Origin of the sequence: Lysinibacillus halotolerans (genome assembly GCF_003711845.1) — a bacterium.
Classification (GTDB): Bacteria; Bacillota; Bacilli; order Bacillales_A; family Planococcaceae; genus Ureibacillus; species Ureibacillus halotolerans.
The window spans coordinates 40,500-62,923 of the sequence record NZ_RHLQ01000002.1 but is presented as its reverse complement, the minus strand read 5'-3'; the positions used below and the strand labels follow the sequence as shown (position 1 = coordinate 62,923).

The window sequence follows — 22,424 nt, the reverse complement described above, 5'->3', positions numbered from 1 at the left end:
TTTCATTAATATTAAAAAATAACTATTGTTCTATATTAAAATCAGCAAATTGTTCTCGTAACTTTGTTTTTAATATTTTTCCGACTCCATTACGTGGGAGTTCATCAATAAAAACTACATGACGAGGAGTTTTATATTTTGCTAAATTTTTTTGACAGTAATCAATTAACTCCGATTCTCCAACCGATACCCCTTCTTTTTTTACGATACAAGCAAGAATTTCTTCACCCATTCTTTCAGAAGGGATACCGATAACGGCTGCTTCTAAAACGGCTTCATGTTTGACAAGTAGTTCCTCTAAATCCCGTGGGTAAATATTGAAGCCTCCACGAATAATTAAATCTTTTTTACGGTCGACGATATACAAATAGCCTTCTTCATCCACTTTTGCCATATCTCCAGTATGAAGCCAACCATTTTGCAATGCTTTTTTAGTAGCTTCTTCATTTCGGAAATAACCCGGTGTTACATTGTCCCCCTGTACTAACAATTCCCCAACTTCCCCAGCAGGTAATTCTTTTCCATCTTCATCGACAATTTTTATTTTGACACCCGGCATCGGAATTCCAACTGACCCTTCTTTAATCGGCATATCATTTCGTTGTGATGCTACACCAGGTGAAGCTTCTGATAACCCGTAGGCATCTCGTACTTCAGCTCCAAATTTCTCTTTAAATTTATGGCGTAAGCTAACGGCAAGAGCTGCGGACCCTGAACCAACTGTCTCCAAACTTGATAAATCATATTGATCTGCATTTGGATGATATACCATTGCGTGCACCATTGCTGGAACTGCTGCAAAGGATTTTACTTTATATTTTTCAATTACTTTAAATACTTCTTCCGCATCGAATTTCGAGAAAATGACAACTGAACTGCCGAGTAATAACATACTATTCATAATGCCAAATCCATAAATATGGGCTAACGGAAGTACACCAATTGTCGTGCCCCTTGTCTCATCATCTCTAAGAGATACGCCAGACATTGAATTTGCATATAAATTTTTATGGGTTAACATAACTCCTTTTGGCACACCTGTAGTACCTGAAGTATATAAAATGACGGCAATGTCCGTTTCTTCCATATCTAAAGGGTGTTTTTCAATGGCTGTAATATTTGCCAGCGCTTTTTCCCATTCAATAATTTCAATATCAACTTGTTCTAATTCACTAGTGTTTGGCTGATCAATACAAATAATTTTTGGTTTATTAGCTAAATCAGTTGATGCATTGATAATTTTCGGTAAAAGGGTAGATGAAGTAATAACAGCCTTTGCTTCTGAATTTTTTAAAATAAAATTGATTTCATTTTCATGTAATAAATACATGACTGGTACGATAATTGCACCTGCTCCTAGTACACCTTGATAAGAAAAAATGACTTCTGGGCAATTTGGAATACAGATGAGAACACGATCACCTTTTTCAATACCAAGAGAACGAATTAAACTAGAAACTTTTGATGAAATCATTTCTGTATCAATATTTGTATAAATTTTGTCATGATAGTATAGAAGATCATACTCACCAAACTTATTAATATTTTCTTTCAACAATTCAGTTAGTAGCATGTTATCCTCCTAATGATGATTTACTTTTTTCATAGTTAAACATAACTAGAAAACGTTTTCATTTTTATTTAACGAAACAACATAACAATTGATGAATGGGGCCATAAATTCCTGATTGTTATGCTTTTTTTGTTTGAAGATATTGTTGATGAGCACTGATGTATGTTATCCCTAAAAGTAAGGCAGTAATAATCGCCGAAGTAACAAAAGGACCCGATATAAAGAAAGTAAATATCCATCCACCCCAAAGTGGACCAAGTATTCTTCCTAAACTATCCATTGAATGCTGTAACCCCATGGTGATCCCTTGCCCCATTTCATTTTGTTTGGATAACATAGCTGTCGTAGTTGGGCGAACTAACGCCTGCCCTAAACCGGTTAACGTACAACCGAATATAACAGTCCAAACGTATGGTGAAAAACTGATAATACTGTAACCAACAACAACAATGACGAGGCCAATTTTACAAATTTTCTCTTCATCCAAGTACTCGTAAATTTTATTTAGGAAAAAAAATTGTACGATTACGGACATACCTGCTTGAGCACTAAAAGCTAAACTGACAAATAGTGAGGTAGCATCAAACTTCGCAATCATAAAATAGCCCAGCAGTCCGAAAAAACTCGATGCCGCAATGGATAATCCAAGAATAATCGTATAATGATTCCAATAACCTGTTTTAGTTATCATTCCTATCGATTTCCACAGGGACAGCGATTCTCTTTCCTCTTTCAATTTGTCTTCTTCTTCGTTTACAACACCAGATTCTTTAATAAACCACCATGCAAAAGGTAGAGTAATAAGTGCCAATGAGCCTGCAATGATAAATGGTACCATTACTCCTAAAGGGGAAAATACGCCTCCAATAGCAGGACCACAAAGAAATCCAAGACCGTTTACGGCCCCCATTTTAGCGATTGCTTTACTTCGATACATTTTGTCTGTTTGATCAGCCACCATGGAATAGGCTGCAGGTTGGGCACCCGATGACAATGCGGCTCCAATCAATCTTACGAATACTAATTGCCAATAATTTTGAGCAAAGATTAATAGTAAAAAAGCAATTCCAAATCCAAATACACCGAATATTAATACAGGTTTTCTCCCTATTTTATCCGCTAAACGCCCCCATAAAGGAGCAGTAATCAATTGGGAAATGGCCCAAATAATAATTAAGGATGACATTTGAACGGATGAGAGATGTAGATCATCTGCTAAAAATGGTAATGTAGGAAGTACTATTCCATAACCTGTCATCGTCAAAAACATAATGAATCCTAGTAAAAAGAACGCCTTCCTATCCATCATAATTTTCATCTTCTTTCTAATTAATAAAAAGGAAACGGAAGGAGGGATTCTTCCGTTTAAACTCTCATAACATTTGATTTAAACCTATATTGTTTTGGCTGGATTCATTATGCAATTAGTTGAAAATAAGGTAGAACGAAGTCTTCTTCTACTTCTTTATATACGACCGACACCCTTTTACCTATTGAAATTTCGTCTTTGTCCCCTATGATTCTTGTCATCATTCGAACCCCTTCATCCAGTTCAACAATCCCTACTACATAAGGGGGTTCGCCTTTGAACGGTCCGTATCCTTGATGGACAATAGTAAAACTGTATATGCTTCCAGTTCCATTTGCTTGAAACCAAGATAGCTGACCTGAAAAACAATGTGGGCAAATGGAACGTGGATAGAAAATAGACTGTTGACAGTCTTCACATTGTTGTATCAATAGCTTGTGATCTATTAATCCGTCCCAATAAGGTTTAGATTCTTCGTCGATCCCGGATTTTATTAAATCTTTTATCAATTTAATCCCTCCCTAAAATGACTGTAGAAGTAGATGAAAGCACTCCTCCTGTTCCATGAACTAATGCAAGATTTGCATCACTTACTTGACGAACATCACATTCTCCTCGGAGTTGTCTAACAGCCTCAATTAATAAAAAGATTCCATACATCCCCGGATGACAATAGGACAAACCGCCACCATTTGTATTCATCGGAAAATCTCCCCCCGGAGCAGTCCGTTGTCCACTTACGAAGGCACCACCTTCTCCTGGTTGACAAAATCCTAAAGCTTCTAAAGTTAATAAAACTGTAATCGTGAACGAATCGTAAATTTCAGCAACATCAATTTCGTGGTGGGAAATGCCCGCCATTTCAAAAGCCGCTTTACCAGATTCACGAGCACTAGTCATCGTTAAATCGGGCATGTTTGTAATGGTATTATGGGAGTGGGACTCCCCATGACCTAATATCCAAACAGGCTTCTTCTTTAACTTTGAAGCTACTTTGTTAGAAGCAACGATGACGGCACCTCCACCGTCAGAAACTAAACAACAATCCAATAAATGAAGGGGTTCTGCAATAAAACGGGAATTAAGAACATCTGCTATTTCAATTGGCTCTCTCATGTAAGCCTTTTCATTTAATGTGGCCCATTTTCTAGTTGCAACAGCAATTTCTGCAAGCTGTTCAGATGTTGTTCCATATTGATGCATATGTCTTGTGGCCGCTAATGCATATGCCCCTACTGGAGTAGGAAGACCATATGGAATTTCATATTGGGCAGTCAATGGAGATTGAAAACTTGAGTTTGTTGGTTTTGTTCGATTGGTGCTACCGTACGTGATAAGGGCAACATCGAATAAACCTGCTTTAATCCCAGCTGCCGCATGCCCAACATGGGCTTCAAAAGAAGAACCACCTATATTAGTTGAATCGGTATACTTTGGTTGAATACCCAAATATTCTGCTAACATTAAATTAGGAGCCCATGCCCAATTGCCCGCAGTAAAAATTGCATCCACATCATGTTTTGTTAATCCAGCATCTTCTAACGCTAACTTGGCAGCTTGTGCTTGTAATTGTAATACATTTTTACCTGGCGTCTTTCCAAGATCGGATTCAGCAACCCCAACGATTGCCGCAACTCTTTCTGATTTCAAAGACATTTCCCCCTTTCGATAGGGTTGTAATGAGCCTAATATTCTAGCAATTTAAAAGTCTATTAACTAACCGGCCAGTATTTTATGGTGAAATAAGAACTGACTGGTTAGTATGATGGGGCTTTTAAAAAACTGACTGGATAGTATGTTTTACTGATAATCATTTGAAAAACGCTACAATTATAGTAATTCCCCAACTTTTACATGACCTTTTAATAAGTTGCGTGCAATTGTACGGCGTTGAATTTCATCTGTACCTTCGAAGATGCGATGAAGTCTTAGCTCACGGTACCAACGTTCAATAGGTAATTCCTTCGTATAACCCATACCACCATGAATTTGTAATACTCGATCTACAACTTGGTTCGCCATAACCGCTCCATTTAATTTTGCCATGGAAGATTGATGACGAGCATCCATTCCATTTTCAGCCATCCAAGCAGCTCTAAATACAATCCATTTCGCCGCTTCAATTTCAACAGCTGAATCTGCAATCATCCATTGAATTGCTTGTCGTTCAGCAATTGGTTTACCGAATGTAACACGCGTTTTTGAATAATCAATGGCCATTTGAAGTAATCGTTCAGCTGCACCGATTGCTCCTGCAGGAATCATATAACGTCCTTGACCAATCCATTGCATACCAAGGTTGAATCCTTGACCTAATTCTCCTAAAATGTTTTCTTCTGGAACTCTAACATTATCAAATATTAGGGTTGCTGGACCCCATTCACCCATTGTATGAATTGGCTCAGACTCCCAACCCATTTCTCTGTCCACAAGGAAACAAGTTACGCCTCCATTGGCTCCTTTTTCCTTATCTGTTACAGCAAATACCATTGCAAAGTCTGCTTCGTTCCCATTTGTAATAAATACTTTTTCACCATTTAAAACCCAGTGGTCACCGTCCTTTACAGCTTGCATCTGAATACTTCTCGCATCTGATCCTGCTCCTGGCTCAGTTAATGCAAAACATGAACGCCTCTCACCATTAATGGTTGGTATTAAATATTTTTGTTTCTGTTCTTCATTACATAAATATAAAATGTTGTCCGCTGAACCCCCGAAATTAAATGGTACAAAAGTTCTTCCTAGTTCCATCGCAATTAACACAGACATAATTGGTCCTAAATTCGCCCCACCATATTCTTCAGGTGTATTAATGCCCCAGAAACCAATCTCTTTAGCTTTTTCACGTAATTCTTGTACTTTCTCCCGTGAAATTCCTGGTTTGCCTTCCCTTTCGTTTTTTAAAACTTCTTGTTCTAACGGTTTTAATTCCTTGTTTACAAAATCTCTCACTGTTTTTTGAATCATTTTTTGTTCATCTGTTAAAGTAAAATCCATCCATGACAACTCCTTATTGTTTAATTGAGTAATTGATCTAAAAATTGTCAATCATTGTTCACAATTATTTAGAATACTCAGTTATCTAACGGTATGTGTATAGCACCTTACATATGCAAAAAAAATTAAAGCGTTTTCAAAATGTCAGGTAAGAAATTTCGTTGGAATTTTACAAAACGTTTTGATGTCATGTTTATAAAAAAATAGGTAAAACCTCTGTTTTAAAGGTTTTACCTACTGTCATTCATTTTTAATTTCTACTTTATGATTTTATATTCATCAATAACTTGTCCTGTTACAACATCATAAGTTGTAAAAGTAAATGTGTTGTCCGTAACTTCTACATTTGAATAGGATGGATTATAATTTTGGCTTCTTAAAGCTGTGTAAAATGCAGCGTCATCTCTCCAGTGATAATATTTACTTCCGGAAGAGGAATTACTTGTTAAATAAAGGACACCAGTTGGATCTTTTACTGTGTTTTCAGCTACAAAGTTTTGTTCAAATAATGGTTGGTTGCCTTCCATTTGATAAGTACGAACATATCCGTGATCATGTCCCATTAATACGACATCAATGTCATTTTCATCAAAAACAGGTACTAATTCTTCACGACGTTCTAATACGTCACGATCATATTTATGACTATTTTCGCTATAAATCGAATGGTGCATTACAACAAATTTCCAATTCACATCAGAATTTTCAGCAACCGTTTCTTCAATAAATTGGGCATGCTCTTCATTATTTCGGTTGTTGCTATTTAATACGATAAATAATGCATCATTATATACATAAGAATAGTCTCCACCTGCACTCGTTGCTCCTAAAGTAGATTCATTTGGAACATTAAAGTGACTAGCATATGTTGCTGAGTTATCATGATTACCAACAGTTGTTTGAATTGCATATTGTTTTATTTCATCTGGTGAAAAATAGGCTTCATATTCTTCTTCACTATTTGATTTATTTACTTGGTCACCAGCTGATACTAAAAAATCGGTTGCAGGGAATTGGTCCAAAGCGATATCTAAAGTTTTTTGCCAAGCTTGTCCATCTGCTTCAATGTTGCCACTAGATCCGATTTGGGGATCTCCGAAGAATAGGAAGTTAAAATCTTTGTCTCCTCCGACAGTAAACGCATAAGTTTCACTCCAATTTCCTTTTCCGTCACCAAATCGATAGTTGTAAGTTGTATTTTCTTTTAATCCTGTAATCGTCACTTCATGACTCGATTCACCACTCGTTGCTTCCTCTAAAGTTGCTTCTATCGTCATCGTTTTCCCTTTTGGAAACTGTTGTCCATTCCCGTTATTCGCTTTTGCTAATTGTATAACACCTGGTTTTGATGTCGAATCTGTATACCAATTGAATGTACGTTGTGATTCATCTGCTCCAACAGAAAAGGCAATGTCCGTCACTTCATAAGTACTGTTGTTTACTTTCGCCGCTTCTACTGATGTCTCATTCGTTGATAGAGAAGCGGGAAGTAAAATGGCAGATGCTGCTAGAACAGCCATTACCTTTCTTTTTGCTTTAGTAGATAAATAGTTAATCATTTCTATACACTCCTTATACCTATTTGTTTTCTTGCAACTAAATCGTAACTTTCCATTGTTAAGTTACTTTATAGCCCTTGTAAAGATATCCATCTTTGAGAATAAAGGGTAAAAGGTAATAGGTATAAAGTGTGTATTCAAGATTGAAAACTAACTTATGTATTAAACTAAATTATGAGCAAATTAGTTAATCTTTATTTATTTTGAATTGATTTTTATAAAAAGAAAAAGATAAAGGAAGCACCTAAAAAAGTGCTTAGTTCCCTATAGCTTCTCATCATGCTAAAACAATGTTGTTGGGTGGAATACGCTTATAAAAAATTGTACACGACTTGGACTAAGGGCCAAAGCTCTTAAAAATAACGCACTTTGTGCCGTCAAAGCTAATTCAGATTTAGCTGGAACAATTTCTTCTACTAAAATGTCTGCATCATCTTCCATACAAACTAAAACATCGTTGTCAGATAAATTTTTAGCAATAACGGTCATTAATAATGGTGAACGCATGGGAGTCGCAGGAGCTGCGTAAATGAGTGTATAATCTTGTCGAATTTTTATTTCTTCTTTCACTTCTTCTTCGAAATAAGAGGACTCGTTTAATTCAATCGGTTCACCATCTTCTTCAGTAATTACAACTTTCTCAATGATTAACTTTTCTTCCGCTCCTACAGTTGCATCCACACAAAAATTTTGACTTATAATAAGGGAATTCCGATCCAATATAACTTCACTTTCGATGCGATTAGATAGTTCTTCTTCATTTCCTTCATAATTAGCTTTACGCTCTGGTCCCATTTTATCACCCTCCTTCCATACTAGTAGATGTCGTACCTGAACGACTTGCAAGGGCATATAAATTAAAAAAGATGATTTTGATTTATAAGAACCATTTATTGCTTAGTATTCCGATTTCGAAATGAACCAAAATAAGTACAAGGGGTGATATAGATGGCGAAGAAGGAAAAAACAACATTCCGAAAAGAAAAAAAACCGAAGAAACATAATAGTCGCGAGGAAATTTCACAAGAACAAAATTTTGAAAGAGCTTTAAAGAAAATCGAATTTCAAAATAATAAAACGAATGACTAGTTCTTAATACCTTTATTATAGAAAAATATCCTTATTTTTATTAAATGATAACAAATTAAACTATAGCAGCTAAATCATATTAAAATGTAGCACATTTTGTTTTTAGTCGTTTAAAAAGTTATTTTAAACGACTAAATTATTATACTAATAAAAGTTTTTTTACCGTTAAAGATCTCTATAAAAGAGATCTTTTTTAATTATTCCCCTCTTTTCTCCTGTTTTACAACCTTTATTTATCCTAATTAACCATATATCCCCTTTTTTGATGGGAACTTGATAAATAGTGAACTTTCCGTGTCTAACTGGTGTACTACTGGTGAACTTTTCGTGAATAACTTTTGAATGGAATATGAACGTTACGTGAAATACGGGTTTTAGTGATTCCTTTTTTAATCAATTTTATTAGAATAGTAATAGAGTTGATGGAAGTAACACCAGTGTTGTTCTAACAACAATAAAGGGAAGGTGAATATTGAAATGATAAAAAAATGGACATTTCTAACGTCCGTAATGGCACTTCTTCTCATTCTTACAGGTTGTGAACCTCTTTTAGTTTTAGACCCTAAAGGACCACAGGCTGAGAGACAAGCAAGTGACATTATGTTGTCAATTGGCATTATGGCAGTTATCGTCATTGTTGTCATGGTGATGTTAGGCTATATATTAATTAAGTACCGAGCTTCAAAACAAAGTGAGGATTATGAACCACCTCATCTTGAAGGGAATAAATGGGTAGAAGCAATTTGTGTAGGTATACCTGTATTGATTGTTGCTTACTTATCATTTGTTTCCGTACAAAGTAACTATATAGTTGAATCTGCACCAGAAGGTTACGAAGAACAAGAACCTTTAGTAATTTACGCTTCTTCTTCTAACTGGAAATGGCATTTTAGTTATCCTGAACAAGGGGTAGAAACAGTTAACTACCTTTATATTCCGACGGATCGTCCAATTGAATTTAAACTTTATTCATATGGACCTATTACAAGTTTCTGGATTCCACAACTTGGTGGTCAAAAATATGCGATGTCCGATATGGTCACAACATTACATTTAGCTGCAGATAGTCCAGGAGAATTTATGGGACGAAATGCAAACTTCAGTGGTAAAGGTTTCGCAGAAAATACATTTAATGTAACAGCTATGTCTCAAAAAGAATTTGATGAGTGGGTTGATGAAGTACACGATACTGCTGAGCCACTAACTGAAAGTGAATTCCAAAAATTATTAGAACCAGGTCATCTAGGACAAATGACCTTTACTGGTACTCATTTAGAATTTAGTCCTGCTCCAGAACACAACCATGGAACAAATTCAGAATCTGATACAGATACAGAATCAGAAGATCATTCATCTCATCATATGCATGGGAATACAGATGAATCGGAGCACACAGACCATAGTGGTCACTAATATTGAAATGAATAAAAACTAGTTTTTTACTAGTTTCTACTCTTGAAAGGAGAAAAAAGGATGGAATTCTTTGAACGATTTGCCATACCTCATCCAAGTCCAGCTATTTATGCCTCAATGGTAGCCATTGCTGTAGTAAGTATTGGTATTGTTGTTGGCTTAACATATTTCAAAAAATGGGGCTATTTATGGCGCGAATGGCTAACTACAGTCGACCATAAAAAAATCGGAATTATGTACTTAATTTCTGCCCTACTAATGTTATTCCGAGGTGGCGCTGACGCTATTATGATGCGTGCTCAGCTTGCAACACCTGATGCAAAATTATTAGATGCACAACACTATAATGAAATTTTCACAACACACGGGGTTGTCATGATCATGTTTATGGCAATGCCATTTATCTTCGCGTTTATGAACTTAATTGTGCCTTTACAAATTGGTGCGCGTGACGTAGCGTTCCCACGTTTGAATGCACTTAGCTTCTGGTTATTCTTTGTAGGGGCAATGTTATTTAATATTTCATTCGTAATCGGTGGTTCACCAGATGCTGGTTGGACTTCTTACTTCCCTCTTGCTGGGAATGATTTCAGTGAATCAGTTGGAACAAACTATTATATGTTAGCCCTTCAAATTTCAGGTATCGGTTCCTTAATGACGGGGATTAACATGTGTACAACAATTTTAAAAATGAGAGCACCTGGCATGACGTTAATGAAAATGCCAATGTTTACATGGTCTGCTTTCATTGCGAATATCATTATTGTTTTCGCATTCCCTGTTTTAACAATTGCATTATTAATGGGAACAACTGACCGATTATTTGGTACGCATTTCTTTGCTACAACTAATGGCGGTATGGATATGCTTTGGGCGAACTTCTTCTGGATTTGGGGACACCCTGAAGTATATATCTTAATTTTACCTGCCTTTGGTATTTACAGTGAAATTATTTCAACATTCTCTCGCCGTAATTTATATGGTTATAAATCCATGGTAGCGTCGATGGTATTAATTTCCCTACTATCATTCTTAGTATGGACTCACCACTTCTTTACAATGGGTCAAGGAGCACTTACAAACAGTATCTTCTCGATTACGACGATGGCAATTGCAGTACCTACTGGGGTTAAAATCTTTAACTGGCTGTTTACAATGTGGAAAGGGAAAATTCGTTTTACTGTCCCAATGCTCTATTCAGTAGCATTCATTCCACTATTCACTATCGGTGGTGTTACAGGGGTTATGCTTGCAATGTCTGCAGCAGACTACCAATACCATAATACAATGTTCTTAGTTGCCCACTTCCATAACACGATTATTCCTGGTGTCGTTTTCGCGATGCTAGCTGGGTTAACTTATTACTGGCCAAAATTCTTTGGCTTCATGTTAAATGAAAAAATCGGTAAATCTACTTTCTGGTTATTAACAGTAGGTTTCGTTCTTGCCTTCTTCCCAATGTATATCACTGGTTTAGACGGTCAAGCGCGTCGTATGTACACTTATTCAGAAGCAACTGGCTTCGGACCATTAAATATGGTGTCATTTGTCGGTGCTGCTTTAATGGCGATTGGATTCATTACAATCGTATACAATGTATACTACAGTTATAAAAATTCACCAAGAAATATTGGTAGTGATCCATGGGATGCACGTTCATTAGAATGGGCTACACATACACCAGTACCAGAATACAATTTTGCTAGAATTCCTCAAATTAGTTCAAGTGAAACTTTCTGGGATTCAAAGAAAAATGGACATCAATTATTTAAAGGTGAATTGAAAGAAATCCATATGCCAAATAATAGTGGTGTACCATTCATTATGAGTGTTATTTTCTTCATCGCCGGATTCTCATTTGTCTTTGCATTATGGGTTCCAGCCGTGATTGCTTTAATTGGTATTTTTGTTTGTCTTGCTCTTCGTTCCTTTGAACAAGATCATGGACGTCATATTTCGGTTGAAGAAATTAAAGAGACTGAAGCTAAAATTGGAGGTGCTAAATAATGAAAATTGATCACTCGCAACCTCTTGAATATAGTACTGATCAAAATAAGCTAAACATTTTAGGGTTTTGGATTTTCCTTGGAGCAGAAATTATGCTCTTTGCTACCCTATTTACAGCTTATTTCACATTACAAGGTCGTACGGGTTCTGGACCAACGCCTGGTGAGATTTTTGAAATTACTCCAGTATTGATTGAAACAATTGTTTTATTAACAAGTAGTTTTACTATCGGACTTGGTGTTCATGCAATGAGACTCGGTCGTAAAAATGCGATGCTCACATTCTTTGGCATTACCCTACTACTTGGTTTAGTTTTCTTAGGAGTAGAAATATTTGAGTTTACGCATTACTACCATGTTGGTGCTACTTATCAAACAAGTGCCTTTACAGCCGCGTTATTAACAACACTAGGTACCCATGGAGGACACGTAACGTTAGGTTTATTCTGGGGATTATTCATTATGATTCAAGTGAAAAAACGTGGATTAACTCCAGAAACAGCTAATAAATCATTTATCTTCTCTCTTTACTGGCATTTCTTAGATGTTGTTTGGATCTTCATTTTCAGCTTCATCTATTTGAAAGGAATGATGTAATATGAAAGAATTATTTCCTGTAAAACAAGTGATGGGCTTTGTCTTTTCGTTGATCCTAACAGCTGTGGCTTTGCTAGTTTACTTTACAGATATGTCATTTCATATAGGTATGACCATTCTTTTAGTAACAGCATTTATTCAAGCCTTTTTACAACTCGTTGTATTTATGCATGCTGGTGAATCTGAAGATGGTAAGTCAATTTATACGAACATCCTTTATGGTGTCATTATTGCAGTTATTACCGTATTTGGTTCGTTATTAATTTTAATATGGGATATGTAAAAAATGGGAGCTCGACTATAATAGTCGGGCTCTTTTTTATCTTTGAGTTTTTCAATTCAATTATCCAATTCCTCTTTAAAACAATTTATTTTACTCCCCCCACCTGTCAGTGCTATCATTTGCATACAAACTTAGATTGGAGATGATTTTTTTTGGTAAACAAAATTATGTTAAATGAACGAGTTATTCATATAGACAATTACAAGGAAGAAACAAATTCAGGTTTACATAAAATTTTTATTGAGTTCAAAGTGACGAGCGAAGAATACCATGATATTGCCGTACTACTTTATGAAGGAACATTTGATGTAAAAGTTCCAGAACAAAATTTAGCTTTTAGAGGGACAATTAAACAATATTCAACATCCATTACGAATTTATACAAAGAAGGCGAAGTGGGTATTTATAAATTGACTTTAGTGGAAGTAAGAAATTAGAAAAGAGGAAAAAGATGAAGTTAAGTATATTAGATCAATCCCCCATTTCATCCAATCAAAAAGCACAACATGCTTTAATTGAATCGATGAAACTTGCTCAATTAGGAGATGTACTAGGCTATACGCGTTATTGGATTGCCGAACATCATGATTTACCTGGACTTGCATGTTCCGCGCCGGAAGTAATGCTTGGATATATTGGTGCACAAACGAATCGAATACGAATTGGTGCTGGAGCTGTTTTGCTACCACATTATAAGCCATATAAAGTAGCTGAGGTTTACAATATGCTCGAAACATTATTTCCAAATCGAATTGATATCGGGATTGGTCGTTCTCCTGGTGGATCTGCTGAAGCAACGAATGCTTTGAACGATAATTTTTTACAAAAGGTTTATCAAATGCCGGAATTAGTAGAAGAATTACTCCATTTTTTTCATCAAGATTTTCCGTCGGATCACCAATTCTCGAAAATATCCGCCTCTCCTATACCTGAAACGACTCCTCAACCATGGATGTTAGGAACTAGTGAGAAAAGTGCCATTCTTGCTGCACAAAATGGATTAGCTTATGCTTTTGGTCAATTTATGAGTGAACAAGATGGTACGTCTATAATCGAGTCTTATCGTAAATCTTTTCAACCGAAAATACAAAATCAACCGCCACAAGTATTAGTAACTGTTCCTGTCATTTGTGCGGAAACAAAAGAAAAAGCAGAAGAAATTGCTTTGAGTACGCTAATCTGGCAATTATTCATTGATAAAGGAAAAACACAAACAATCCCATCCATCGAAGTCGCTAAAAAATATAAATTAAGTGAAAAAGAAAATGAGCAACTTTCTCATTTAAAAAAGAAAATGATTATTGGTAACCCGAAAGAAGTTCAAGAGGCTTTACATCAATTACAAGCTAAGTATAAAGTAGACGAATTTATGATACTAACAATTACCCACTCTCCAGAAGAACGGGCGAATTCATATAAATTGATTGCTCAAGAAGTACTTTCTTAAACATCAAACGAAAGTATGTCAACTTATAGAAGATCTTAATACAAATAAAATCCCCAGTAAGTAGCGTTTTAAATCTACTTACTGGGGATTTTCCAATTATGCGCATTTATTTTTATTGCATTATTTAACTAGCTGCTGTTTTGAATGATTCTTTTCGGTTTCTTTTTCAAAAAGTAGTTGCATAAATATGGCAATAATAAATAAAAATCCTCCACATTTTGCTATTTCAATTCCGTACCAAATGGATATATTTGTATAGAAGCTTGCGACAAATAGTATAATTCCAGAAACGATAAGTAGCGCACAAACATTTGTAAATAATTTGAACATTATCGTCACTCCCCCTTGTGTTGTATTACTATATACATAGTATACAACAATCGTTCACAAAATAGCCATATGTTTTTCACTATTTGTTCAAATTTTTATTTTTTTTCGGAAGAAATAATAGATATGACTTGATTTTTATTCCCCTTTTACTAATGGCCAAATCCGTACATCTGCCCTTTTCGCAACATGTAAAATAGGTTTTTCGCTTTCAGGAACTATATTAAAATTCCGTCTTAATATATTTTCCTGTATCTTGGCCTCCCCATCAAATACGATCCAAGATGGATGTAAAATATTACATTGTAGTGGTTTACCTTGCTTATTTATTGTATAAAGACAATAACGTTCCAATAACCATTCATCTAAAGAACCTGCTGATGTCATATATGGAGTAGAAATCGGGTGATATTGACAATTAAATTGTCCTTTACTCATTTTTCCTTCAAAAAATACAGATTCATCGTGCCGCTCCATCTTAAGTGGCTCAAAAAAGTAAGGCAGTCCGAAAAAGGTTTTCGCACATTTAGCCGCAAACCAGTTGGCTGCTGCCAGATAAAAGAAAAAGACACCTGGTTTATCATTCACCATTACATATGTACGGATATTAAATCCTGGATATTCTTTTATACCTGGTAACGGTGGAAGACCTCTACCGCGCATGTCAGTAATGAGATAAGGAACAACGGATACCCACCCAAATCCATCATATGTATCCACTTTTAACGAAGTCGGTACAAGTTTTTGAAGAACTTCCTTTTTAACTGGATAATGGATAAACAAATTATCAATCCATGTTTGCTTCATTATCCATGGTAAAGACGGATAGTCCCTTTTATAACTTTTATATTTACTTTTTATCAAAATGCTCCTACCCTTCTTACAAATCATTAGTAGTAACATCTTTTACGAAAGGCGCCAACATTAGTCACTTAAACAAATTAAAAACTTTATAAAATTGGTGTAAGAAATGCTATGATTATGTAGTTACTGAAAAATGAAATGAGGCAACATGTTGAAAGAATATCAATACGATAAAATACTCCATATAAATACACGTTCAAAACAAATGGAAGTTAATAACTCCATCCATTATCACCCTTATGAACCAACCCCCTATACAGCTTTAGAAGAGTTGTTTAAACATTATGAAGTCAATGACCAGGATACAATAGTCGATTTTGGTTGTGGTAAAGGAAGGTTAAATTTCTTCATTCATTATATGTTTCATGCCAATTGTGTAGGAATCGATATGAATCAACATTTTTTAGATGAAGCAATGAAAAATGAAAAAAGTTATTTTAGAAATGTGGGAAAAAATAAAGGATCCATTCTTTTTCACTGTTGTTTAGCAGAAAAATATGAAATTCAACCTGATGAAAATAAATTTTATTTCTTTAATCCGTTTTCCATACAAGTTTTTATGAAAGTATTCGATTATATAATGTTGTCCTATGAGAAGACTAAACGAGAAATGGATTTAATTTTTTATTACCCTTCAGATGATTATCAATATTTTTTAGAAACCCAATTATCCTTTCAATTTATAAAGGAAATCACGCTTCCTATTTTATATGAAAAAAATCCATACGAAAGATTTGTCATTTATCGTTTAACATAAAAACTAAAATCTATTCACGAGGGAAAAGCATTTTTTAGTTTTCATTATAAATTTTAATAGATTTTTTTATTACATATGGTAATATGTAAATAGAATAATCAAGGTCTTGTAGCTCAGCTGGGAGAGCACCACCTCGACAAGGTGGGGGTCGCAGGTTCGAACCCTGTCGAGACCATTCAATTAAAAGGTCGACAAACACTGGGATATTAATGTTTGTCGACCTTTGTCTTTGTTCTCTAATGTATTTGAATTTATCGAAATTTTAAATGCGTATAGCTGATTGGAGGCACTGCTTGTACTCATTAAAATTTTTTTCGCTAGGATATTGTTTCCTCCGATTTGTCTTTTACTTGAAGCATTCCCAATTTATGAAAAGTTGTTAATGAATAAATGGTAGCTACTACAATGCTTTATAACCTTGATCTCTTAAAAGAGTTTGTTTTGGTGAACATTGGGAGGAGGAGACAATACTAGAAGAATTCAGAAGTACTAGCGCAGCATATTTCTAAAGAATTAATTAAGAGTAATTCTTACTGAAAAATCGTATTGATGACTTCATCTAACGACATATTACTATCCAATTTGTAGGTACCAGGCTTTAAATCATTTGCCAGTCCTCTCTTTTCCACTTCATTGAAAAAGGTCATCGCATTATCAATGATTTCCCCCTGCACTAATGCATCTCCAACTTCGATACTCGTCATTCCTGATGCCACATTGATAACCGTACGATAAATGACTTTCTCATTATCTTGCTTTTCCGATTGGTCCGTTTGTTCTTTTTGAGTTTGTTGACCTTTTGCCTCTTCTTCTGCAGCAGCTAGTTGTTCGTCCCATTCTGTTTTAGTTAAAATAACATACCCAGCATTCGAGAGACTCGTTTTCATTTCCTCTTCCGTTGGGGACTTCGCTGTCACCTGATTCGTTTGTCCTTTCGGTGTAGACTGTGAAAAATAGACAATTCCACAAACGCTTGCACTGATGAGAAGACCTGCAGCAAAGCTATTTATCAGATTAGCTTTCATTTGCTACCTTTCTCCCTTCCTTTTTTAATGACACATATGGAGCTAGAAGCTTTTCCACCTCTGATGGTTCAAGCTTTAATTTAGCAGCCATAACCTCCACTTTAAAATTTCTCTTATATAAATCTAGTAATTTTCGCTGTAATTCTCTTTCCTCATTACTAAGCCCAGCTTTTTGTGAAAGGATTTCATTTTCTAAATTCAAAATTTGAACTTCGTTTTGAAGCTTAGTAATCTCCTCCATTATCGTCATATACACCGTGTCAATTTCGCGTTGTTCTATCTTTGTAGCTTGCTTATTTTTGTACATAGAATAGATGAATAGTAGTATTGCCACGATAAATAGTCCAGTTAAAGTCCATTCCATTGTTCAAACCTCCTTTGTATAAACTAATTTGACCAAGTTATTATACTTTGAAAACCACTAAATTTCGATTAAATTCTACAAAATACTACAATAGTCATTAATAATAAACGACTGAACGATTAGAAAGTTTCATTTCCCCTTTATTTATTTATAATGTTATTTTACTGAAGCCACTGAATAGTTTACTAACTTGGTCGGTAACAATGAAGCATCGGGGAAAATGATAAACAAAAAAGCACTTCCTTTTTCAAGGAAAGCGCTCCATTGTTGAGAATTACTTAACTTTATCACTTATAGACCTGTCACGTTATCAAAAGGATTTGTTTTCCCATTTACTAAAACTTCTAATTCATAGTTTTCTGAATCTGATGTTAAATAATAAGTATTTTGCGTTTCAACACATTCTGATTCTCTTTAAAATTAATAGTTATCCTATTGTCTTGAGTTATAAAATCAAATTTTACATCTCCATTTAAATGGAAAATTATATATGATCCTTTTTCTCCATCATTGATTAATTGAAGCTTTAAATTAGGATCAATTATAGTCTGCACATTATTAGGTACATTTTCAACTTTACTCATACTCACTATTGATGAATTATATGCCGATAATATCATAATTTAAAAAATATCGGGAGAAAAAATTTCTTCAATATATCCCCTCCTTTGAACTTTTACTGCAATACGTTAAATATTTACAAGTTCCATTATTGTATAAATTTTCCTACGATAGTTACATATTGTCCATTATTAATTTCGAGTCAATATAGGCCATCTGAAAAGGTTTGGACTTATTCCAAACAGAAATCTATAGTAAGAATCTATTTCAATCTCCATTTCTCTTTCAAACTCTGGAGTTCCGAATCCCCGTAACTACTTAAGTATTTTTAATTGGGGGATGTATAATTACATTAGGTTTCTATTATGATATATAATCATATTTTCACCTTCTTAAAATTGTTAATACTTCACTAGAAAAGATTTAAAAGTTCATCAAAACTTTCAATTTCATTATCAAATTGACTTACTTGCCCAAATCCGTATTTAGCAAATATAAAAGGAATTTTCGCAAATCTGGCTGCATTTAAATCACCTTCTGTGTCACCTATATAAACTGGATTTAATAAGTTGTTTCTATCAATCACTAATTTAATATTTTCACCTTTTGACAGGGCGGTTCTCCCATGATTTTCAAAATCCAAAAAATACTTTTCAAGTTTATGATACTTGTAAAAAGTTTCTATGTAGCCCTCTTGGCAGTTGCTAACAATGTATAGTTTATAATTTTGAGAAAGCTCTTTTAGGACATTCTCTACATTTTGATAGAGATAGCCACCATGTTTTTCTAAGAAAGATTGTTCTACTTCGCAACAAACTTTTACTAATTGTTGCCGTTCCTTATAACTTAAAGTAGGAAAGAGTTTTCTACTTATTTCATTCATCTGTAATCCCATTGTACCTTCAAAGTCTTTCCTAGTTAATTCACTTTTTATTTGGTCATTATTTCTTATAACGCTGTTCCAAGCACTAAGTACTGTGTCAATTGGATCCCATAGAGTTCCATCTAAATCAAAAATTATACTATCCAATTAAATTTCACCTCCTTTAAAATAGTTTTATAACTAATTTTGTTTTCCATTGCTCATATTTTGCCAGCTATTAACTAGTAAGACGATACGCCTCCCAAACAATATATCCTAATATCACCATTTAAAAAGTGGTTTTATATAGTTGCTTTTTGAATAATTTATTTTGATTGTTTATAGTGTAAAATTCACCGTATTATTAGTTTGGTAACAAACTTTTATTCAAAAATATGTCCCGATTGCTCAAAAAGGGACAATTCATTTTCTGAATTGCACCCTTTAATGGAATAACTATCAGCATATCTTTAAATGTTGTAAGTTAATATCTATTTATTAGTGCCTTATAGACTTTTAATTGTCGCTCCATCATTTCAACAGATTTGTGTTGAATGGTATTTGAATCCTTTTGAAGAATTCCTTTAAAGTAGCGTTCATATTCTTTAAAGAAAGCTATAAGAAAATCTTCAAACTCACCTTGAAAGACAATTTCTGTTGTCCCGTCATATTCACTGTAGGCTTTAATATTTAATAAATTTCCGGTTTTCTTCAGAGTATATTTCATTGCATTTTCAAAGGTTTCTATAACTTTAGAAAAAGATGTATTGTTTTCTTTTAATTCCAGAAGAATATCTCCCATGCCTAAAAGTAAGGCATCGTGGAAAGTGGAATTACAAACTTCATTTTTTTCTCCATTTTGCTGAACAAAAATACATAAACGACAGGCTAAATAGTCACGTATATTAAAAGATTCTCCAATCATATCATCATATAATTCAACAAAAAATGATATTTTCATTATAATAACTCCCTCTTTAAATGTTGAGATATAAAAGGTTTATCACTTTTTACATTTTGAAAATACGTTTCTGTTCGGTCAAATCTCTGACATTTACTAACGAATTTTCTAGAAATCTATTAATTTTAAGTAAACCTCTAATGATAAAAGATCACAAGTTGGAAAGAATAGAAATATGATGTTGTGTAAAGACCAATTTTAGGCATATTTATTACACCCTTCTATTTGATGGCTGATTTAAAGAAATTGACGCATTCCATCTAAAAGAAATGCGCCAGTTTTTGAAAAGAATTTTATACAGTTCTATAACTAAATTCCAATAATAATTAGGACGGCATACCGAGAATCGATTTTACTTCCAAGTATTCTTCAATACCGTAGCTGCCCCATTCACGGCCGACTCCTGATTGTTTATAACCTCCAAATGGAGCAGACAGTTCCATAGGTGCATTATTAATGGTAATATGGCCTGCTCGAATGGAAGATGCCACTTTCTCTACTTTTTCTTTGTCCTCTCCCACTACATAACCTGCTAATCCGTAAACCGTATCATTGGCGATCTCAATTGCTTCATCAATGTCTTCGTAAGTAATAATCGACATCACTGGCCCAAAAATTTCCTCTTGAGCAATCACCATGTCATTTTTTACATTCGTAAACACAGTCGGTTTTACGAAATATCCTTTTTCTAATCCTCCTGGTTTACCTGGACCTCCAGTGACAAGGGTCGCCCCTTCTTCTAATCCTTTTTTTATATATCCTTGGACACGATTAAACTGTTTCTCAGAAACAAGAGGTCCGAAAATATTATTCTTATCTTGAGGATCACCATAAGGTATAGTTGGCAAGATTTCCTTCACTGCCTTAACAAATTCATCATGTTTTAATTTTGGAACGAGGGTACGTGTAGCTGCAACACAAACTTGACCTGTATTAAAAACGACATTCGAAATGGCAATTTGCGCAGCTTCCTTCATATCATAGTCATCGAGAATAACAAGGGGAGATTTACCGCCAAGTTCTAAAGCCACTTTCTTAATAGTTTTTGCAGCATTTTCTGAAATCTTTTGACCAACTGCTCCGGAACCGGTAAAGGATACAAAATCAATATCTGGATGCGAACTAATGCCGTTACCAACAATTTCTCCCGTACCATTTACTAAATTAAAGACGCCTTTTGGTAAGCCAGCAGCTTGGAAAATTTCAGCTAAAATAATCGCTGCAAATGGTGTTAGTTCAGAAGGCTTTAACACTACGGTACAACCAGCAGCGAATGCACTAGCAAGCTTTGTAGATGTCTGATTTGTCGGGAAGTTCCAAGGTGTAATAAGTCCGCAAACACCGATTGGTTCTTTACGAACTAACGCACCCCCTCGCCTTTCAGTAAATTCGAAGCTTTCCAATTCTTTTGCTGCTTGACGAAAATGACCTAAGCCCATGTTGTAATGTGTATGTTCACTAATTGTAACGGGTGCCCCTAATTCTTGTGTAATCACTTCAACGATATCGTCTTTACGTTTCTCATATTCATCTGCAATTCGATTTAACAATTCCATTCGTTCTTCTTTCGATGTTTGAGAAAATGAAGGAAATGCTGCTTTGGCTGCTGCAACCGCTTTATTCAAATCTTCAATTGTTCCATCACTAATTCGACCAAAGACTTCTTCCGTAGCTGGATTTATTACATCAACTGTTTTTGAACCAGTAGATTCCACCCATTCCCCATTGATAAAATGCTTTAAATAGTTTCGAATGTTTCATACCCCTTTTCAAAAATATTTATTATTACTATTCCTTAGTAATTTTATGTATGAAACTTCCAAACATTAACACTATTCAAAATTTTATTAATGGGCCACAATTATTCTAGCTATTGAATAGGCAAAAATGACACTTGCCAAGTTCCATCTACATTTTTAACCATTTTGAAGCCCTTCATCCCTTCACCTGTGTCATATTCAATATATCCTTCATAATCACTAGTTTGAATGAATGTTCCATTGTCAATATTACTAAACTGCTTTATAAGCTGTTCTTTTGAACCTCTATCAGATTCAGGAATATTTTGATCTTCCTCTTTTGATCATAGAATATATTCTTCCCTGTCTGTGTATAAGGCGTATTTAACATCATAATTTTTATCTACCACAGCTTGAACATATAACTTGGCAACACTTACAGAATCCAATCCACTTAGATGTTCAATATTTAAATCTTTTTGAAAATTAGTGTAGATCTCTCTTTCTTCAGTCGTCAACTCAAATAGGGTAAACTCATCATCTATGGGTATATCATTAATTGCTGCTTCTTTAACAGACAATTCATCTTCATTTTTTTGAACAAGTTTTTCTTCAGTACAAGCTGTTAAAAATAATGTTCCCATTAAGACTAATACTCCTATTTTTACATACCCCATGTTTGTACCCCTAT

23 protein-coding genes and 1 tRNA gene are annotated in these 22,424 nt (G+C 34.6%); 9 read left to right on the top strand and 15 right to left on the bottom strand.

Features of this window, described 5'->3' with window-relative positions; translation table 11 throughout:
- Positions 1–22: 22 nt before the first annotated feature.
- The 7 genes from EC501_RS01780 to EC501_RS01750 all read right to left on the bottom strand — a co-directional run bounded on the left by EC501_RS01780 (position 23) and on the right by EC501_RS01750 (position 8,233).
- Positions 23–1,573: a class I adenylate-forming enzyme family protein gene (locus EC501_RS01780; protein WP_122970576.1), complete on the bottom strand. Its 1,551-nt coding sequence runs from the start codon at positions 1,571–1,573 to the stop codon at positions 23–25.
- Positions 1,574–1,691: 118 nt separating this feature from the next.
- Positions 1,692–2,882 carry an MFS transporter gene (locus tag EC501_RS01775; RefSeq protein ID WP_241559249.1) on the bottom strand — a complete coding sequence of 397 codons (1,191 nt, stop codon included), beginning with the start codon at positions 2,880–2,882 and terminating at the stop codon, positions 1,692–1,694.
- Between the two features lie 107 nt (positions 2,883–2,989).
- Positions 2,990–3,391, bottom strand: a complete 402-nt coding sequence (locus EC501_RS01770; protein ID WP_206613370.1) for a Zn-ribbon domain-containing OB-fold protein — start codon at positions 3,389–3,391, stop codon at positions 2,990–2,992.
- 1 nt (position 3,392) lies between these two features.
- A complete protein-coding gene (locus tag EC501_RS01765; RefSeq protein WP_122970574.1) occupies positions 3,393–4,538 on the bottom strand; it encodes an acetyl-CoA acetyltransferase in 1,146 nt (381 codons plus the stop codon).
- Between the two features lie 174 nt (positions 4,539–4,712).
- The gene (locus tag EC501_RS01760) at positions 4,713–5,879 is read right to left on the bottom strand and encodes an acyl-CoA dehydrogenase family protein (protein WP_122970573.1); all 1,167 of its coding nucleotides are present in this window, start codon (positions 5,877–5,879) and stop codon (positions 4,713–4,715) included.
- A 257-nt stretch (positions 5,880–6,136) separates the two neighbouring features.
- Entirely contained in the window at positions 6,137–7,438 is a 1,302-nt protein-coding gene (locus tag EC501_RS01755) for a purple acid phosphatase family protein (protein ID WP_122970572.1), read from the bottom strand.
- 282 nt (positions 7,439–7,720) lie between these two features.
- Positions 7,721–8,233 (bottom strand): hypothetical protein, encoded by a 513-nt coding sequence (locus tag EC501_RS01750; protein ID WP_122970571.1) that lies wholly within the window; start codon positions 8,231–8,233, stop codon positions 7,721–7,723.
- 153 nt (positions 8,234–8,386) lie between these two features.
- Between EC501_RS01750 and EC501_RS18335 the strand changes: the two genes are divergently transcribed.
- From EC501_RS18335 to EC501_RS01720, 7 genes are all read left to right on the top strand, one after another.
- Positions 8,387–8,527, top strand: coding sequence for a hypothetical protein (locus tag EC501_RS18335; RefSeq protein ID WP_158599657.1), 141 nt, complete (start codon positions 8,387–8,389; stop codon positions 8,525–8,527).
- A 477-nt stretch (positions 8,528–9,004) separates the two neighbouring features.
- Positions 9,005–9,940 (top strand): cytochrome aa3 quinol oxidase subunit II, encoded by a 936-nt coding sequence (gene qoxA, locus EC501_RS01745; protein WP_122970570.1) that lies wholly within the window; start codon positions 9,005–9,007, stop codon positions 9,938–9,940.
- A gap of 60 nt (positions 9,941–10,000) precedes the next feature.
- The gene (gene qoxB, locus EC501_RS01740; protein ID WP_122970569.1) at positions 10,001–11,947 is read left to right on the top strand and encodes a cytochrome aa3 quinol oxidase subunit I; all 1,947 of its coding nucleotides are present in this window, start codon (positions 10,001–10,003) and stop codon (positions 11,945–11,947) included.
- Positions 11,947–12,543 (top strand): cytochrome aa3 quinol oxidase subunit III, encoded by a 597-nt coding sequence (qoxC, locus tag EC501_RS01735; RefSeq protein WP_122970568.1) that lies wholly within the window; start codon positions 11,947–11,949, stop codon positions 12,541–12,543. The genes qoxB and qoxC overlap by 1 nt, the downstream gene beginning before the upstream one ends.
- A gap of 1 nt (position 12,544) precedes the next feature.
- On the top strand, positions 12,545–12,826 hold the full coding sequence (gene qoxD, locus EC501_RS01730; protein WP_122970567.1) for a cytochrome aa3 quinol oxidase subunit IV: 282 nt from the start codon (positions 12,545–12,547) through the stop codon (positions 12,824–12,826).
- Between the two features lie 152 nt (positions 12,827–12,978).
- Positions 12,979–13,263, top strand: a complete 285-nt coding sequence (locus EC501_RS01725) for a DUF3219 family protein (RefSeq protein ID WP_122970566.1) — start codon at positions 12,979–12,981, stop codon at positions 13,261–13,263.
- 14 nt (positions 13,264–13,277) lie between these two features.
- Positions 13,278–14,273 (top strand): LLM class flavin-dependent oxidoreductase, encoded by a 996-nt coding sequence (locus tag EC501_RS01720; protein WP_122970565.1) that lies wholly within the window; start codon positions 13,278–13,280, stop codon positions 14,271–14,273.
- A 120-nt stretch (positions 14,274–14,393) separates the two neighbouring features.
- On the opposite strand, the gene EC501_RS01715 is transcribed toward EC501_RS01720, so the two are convergent.
- Both EC501_RS01715 and EC501_RS01710 read right to left on the bottom strand, forming a co-directional pair.
- Positions 14,394–14,603: a hypothetical protein gene (locus EC501_RS01715; RefSeq protein ID WP_122970564.1), complete on the bottom strand. Its 210-nt coding sequence runs from the start codon at positions 14,601–14,603 to the stop codon at positions 14,394–14,396.
- A 135-nt stretch (positions 14,604–14,738) separates the two neighbouring features.
- A complete protein-coding gene (locus EC501_RS01710; RefSeq protein WP_158599656.1) occupies positions 14,739–15,464 on the bottom strand; it encodes a YqjF family protein in 726 nt (241 codons plus the stop codon).
- Between the two features lie 151 nt (positions 15,465–15,615).
- Here EC501_RS01710 and EC501_RS01705 point away from each other — a divergent pair, with 151 nt between their 5' ends.
- Together EC501_RS01705 and EC501_RS01700 are read left to right on the top strand one after the other, a co-directional pair.
- Positions 15,616–16,221, top strand: a complete 606-nt coding sequence (locus tag EC501_RS01705) for a methyltransferase (RefSeq protein ID WP_122970562.1) — start codon at positions 15,616–15,618, stop codon at positions 16,219–16,221.
- A 102-nt stretch (positions 16,222–16,323) separates the two neighbouring features.
- A tRNA-Val gene (locus EC501_RS01700) sits at positions 16,324–16,396 on the top strand.
- Positions 16,397–16,751: 355 nt separating this feature from the next.
- Here the strand turns inward: EC501_RS01700 and EC501_RS01695 are convergent.
- The 6 genes from EC501_RS01695 to EC501_RS01665 all read right to left on the bottom strand — a co-directional run bounded on the left by EC501_RS01695 (position 16,752) and on the right by EC501_RS01665 (position 22,410).
- Positions 16,752–17,246 (bottom strand): hypothetical protein, encoded by a 495-nt coding sequence (locus tag EC501_RS01695; RefSeq protein ID WP_122970561.1) that lies wholly within the window; start codon positions 17,244–17,246, stop codon positions 16,752–16,754.
- Entirely contained in the window at positions 17,236–17,610 is a 375-nt protein-coding gene (locus EC501_RS01690) for a hypothetical protein (RefSeq protein WP_122970560.1), read from the bottom strand. Before EC501_RS01690 ends, EC501_RS01695 begins: the two co-directional genes overlap by 11 nt.
- Before the next feature lie 973 nt (positions 17,611–18,583).
- Complete coding sequence (locus EC501_RS01680; RefSeq protein ID WP_122970558.1) at positions 18,584–19,201, bottom strand: HAD family hydrolase; 618 nt, start codon at positions 19,199–19,201, stop codon at positions 18,584–18,586.
- Positions 19,202–19,517: 316 nt separating this feature from the next.
- A complete protein-coding gene (locus EC501_RS01675) occupies positions 19,518–19,994 on the bottom strand; it encodes a hypothetical protein (protein WP_122970557.1) in 477 nt (158 codons plus the stop codon).
- Positions 19,995–20,320: 326 nt separating this feature from the next.
- Positions 20,321–21,748 carry an aldehyde dehydrogenase family protein gene (locus EC501_RS01670; protein WP_122970556.1) on the bottom strand — a complete coding sequence of 476 codons (1,428 nt, stop codon included), beginning with the start codon at positions 21,746–21,748 and terminating at the stop codon, positions 20,321–20,323.
- A gap of 329 nt (positions 21,749–22,077) precedes the next feature.
- Positions 22,078–22,410: a hypothetical protein gene (locus EC501_RS01665; protein WP_122970555.1), complete on the bottom strand. Its 333-nt coding sequence runs from the start codon at positions 22,408–22,410 to the stop codon at positions 22,078–22,080.
- Positions 22,411–22,424: the final 14 nt, after the last annotated feature.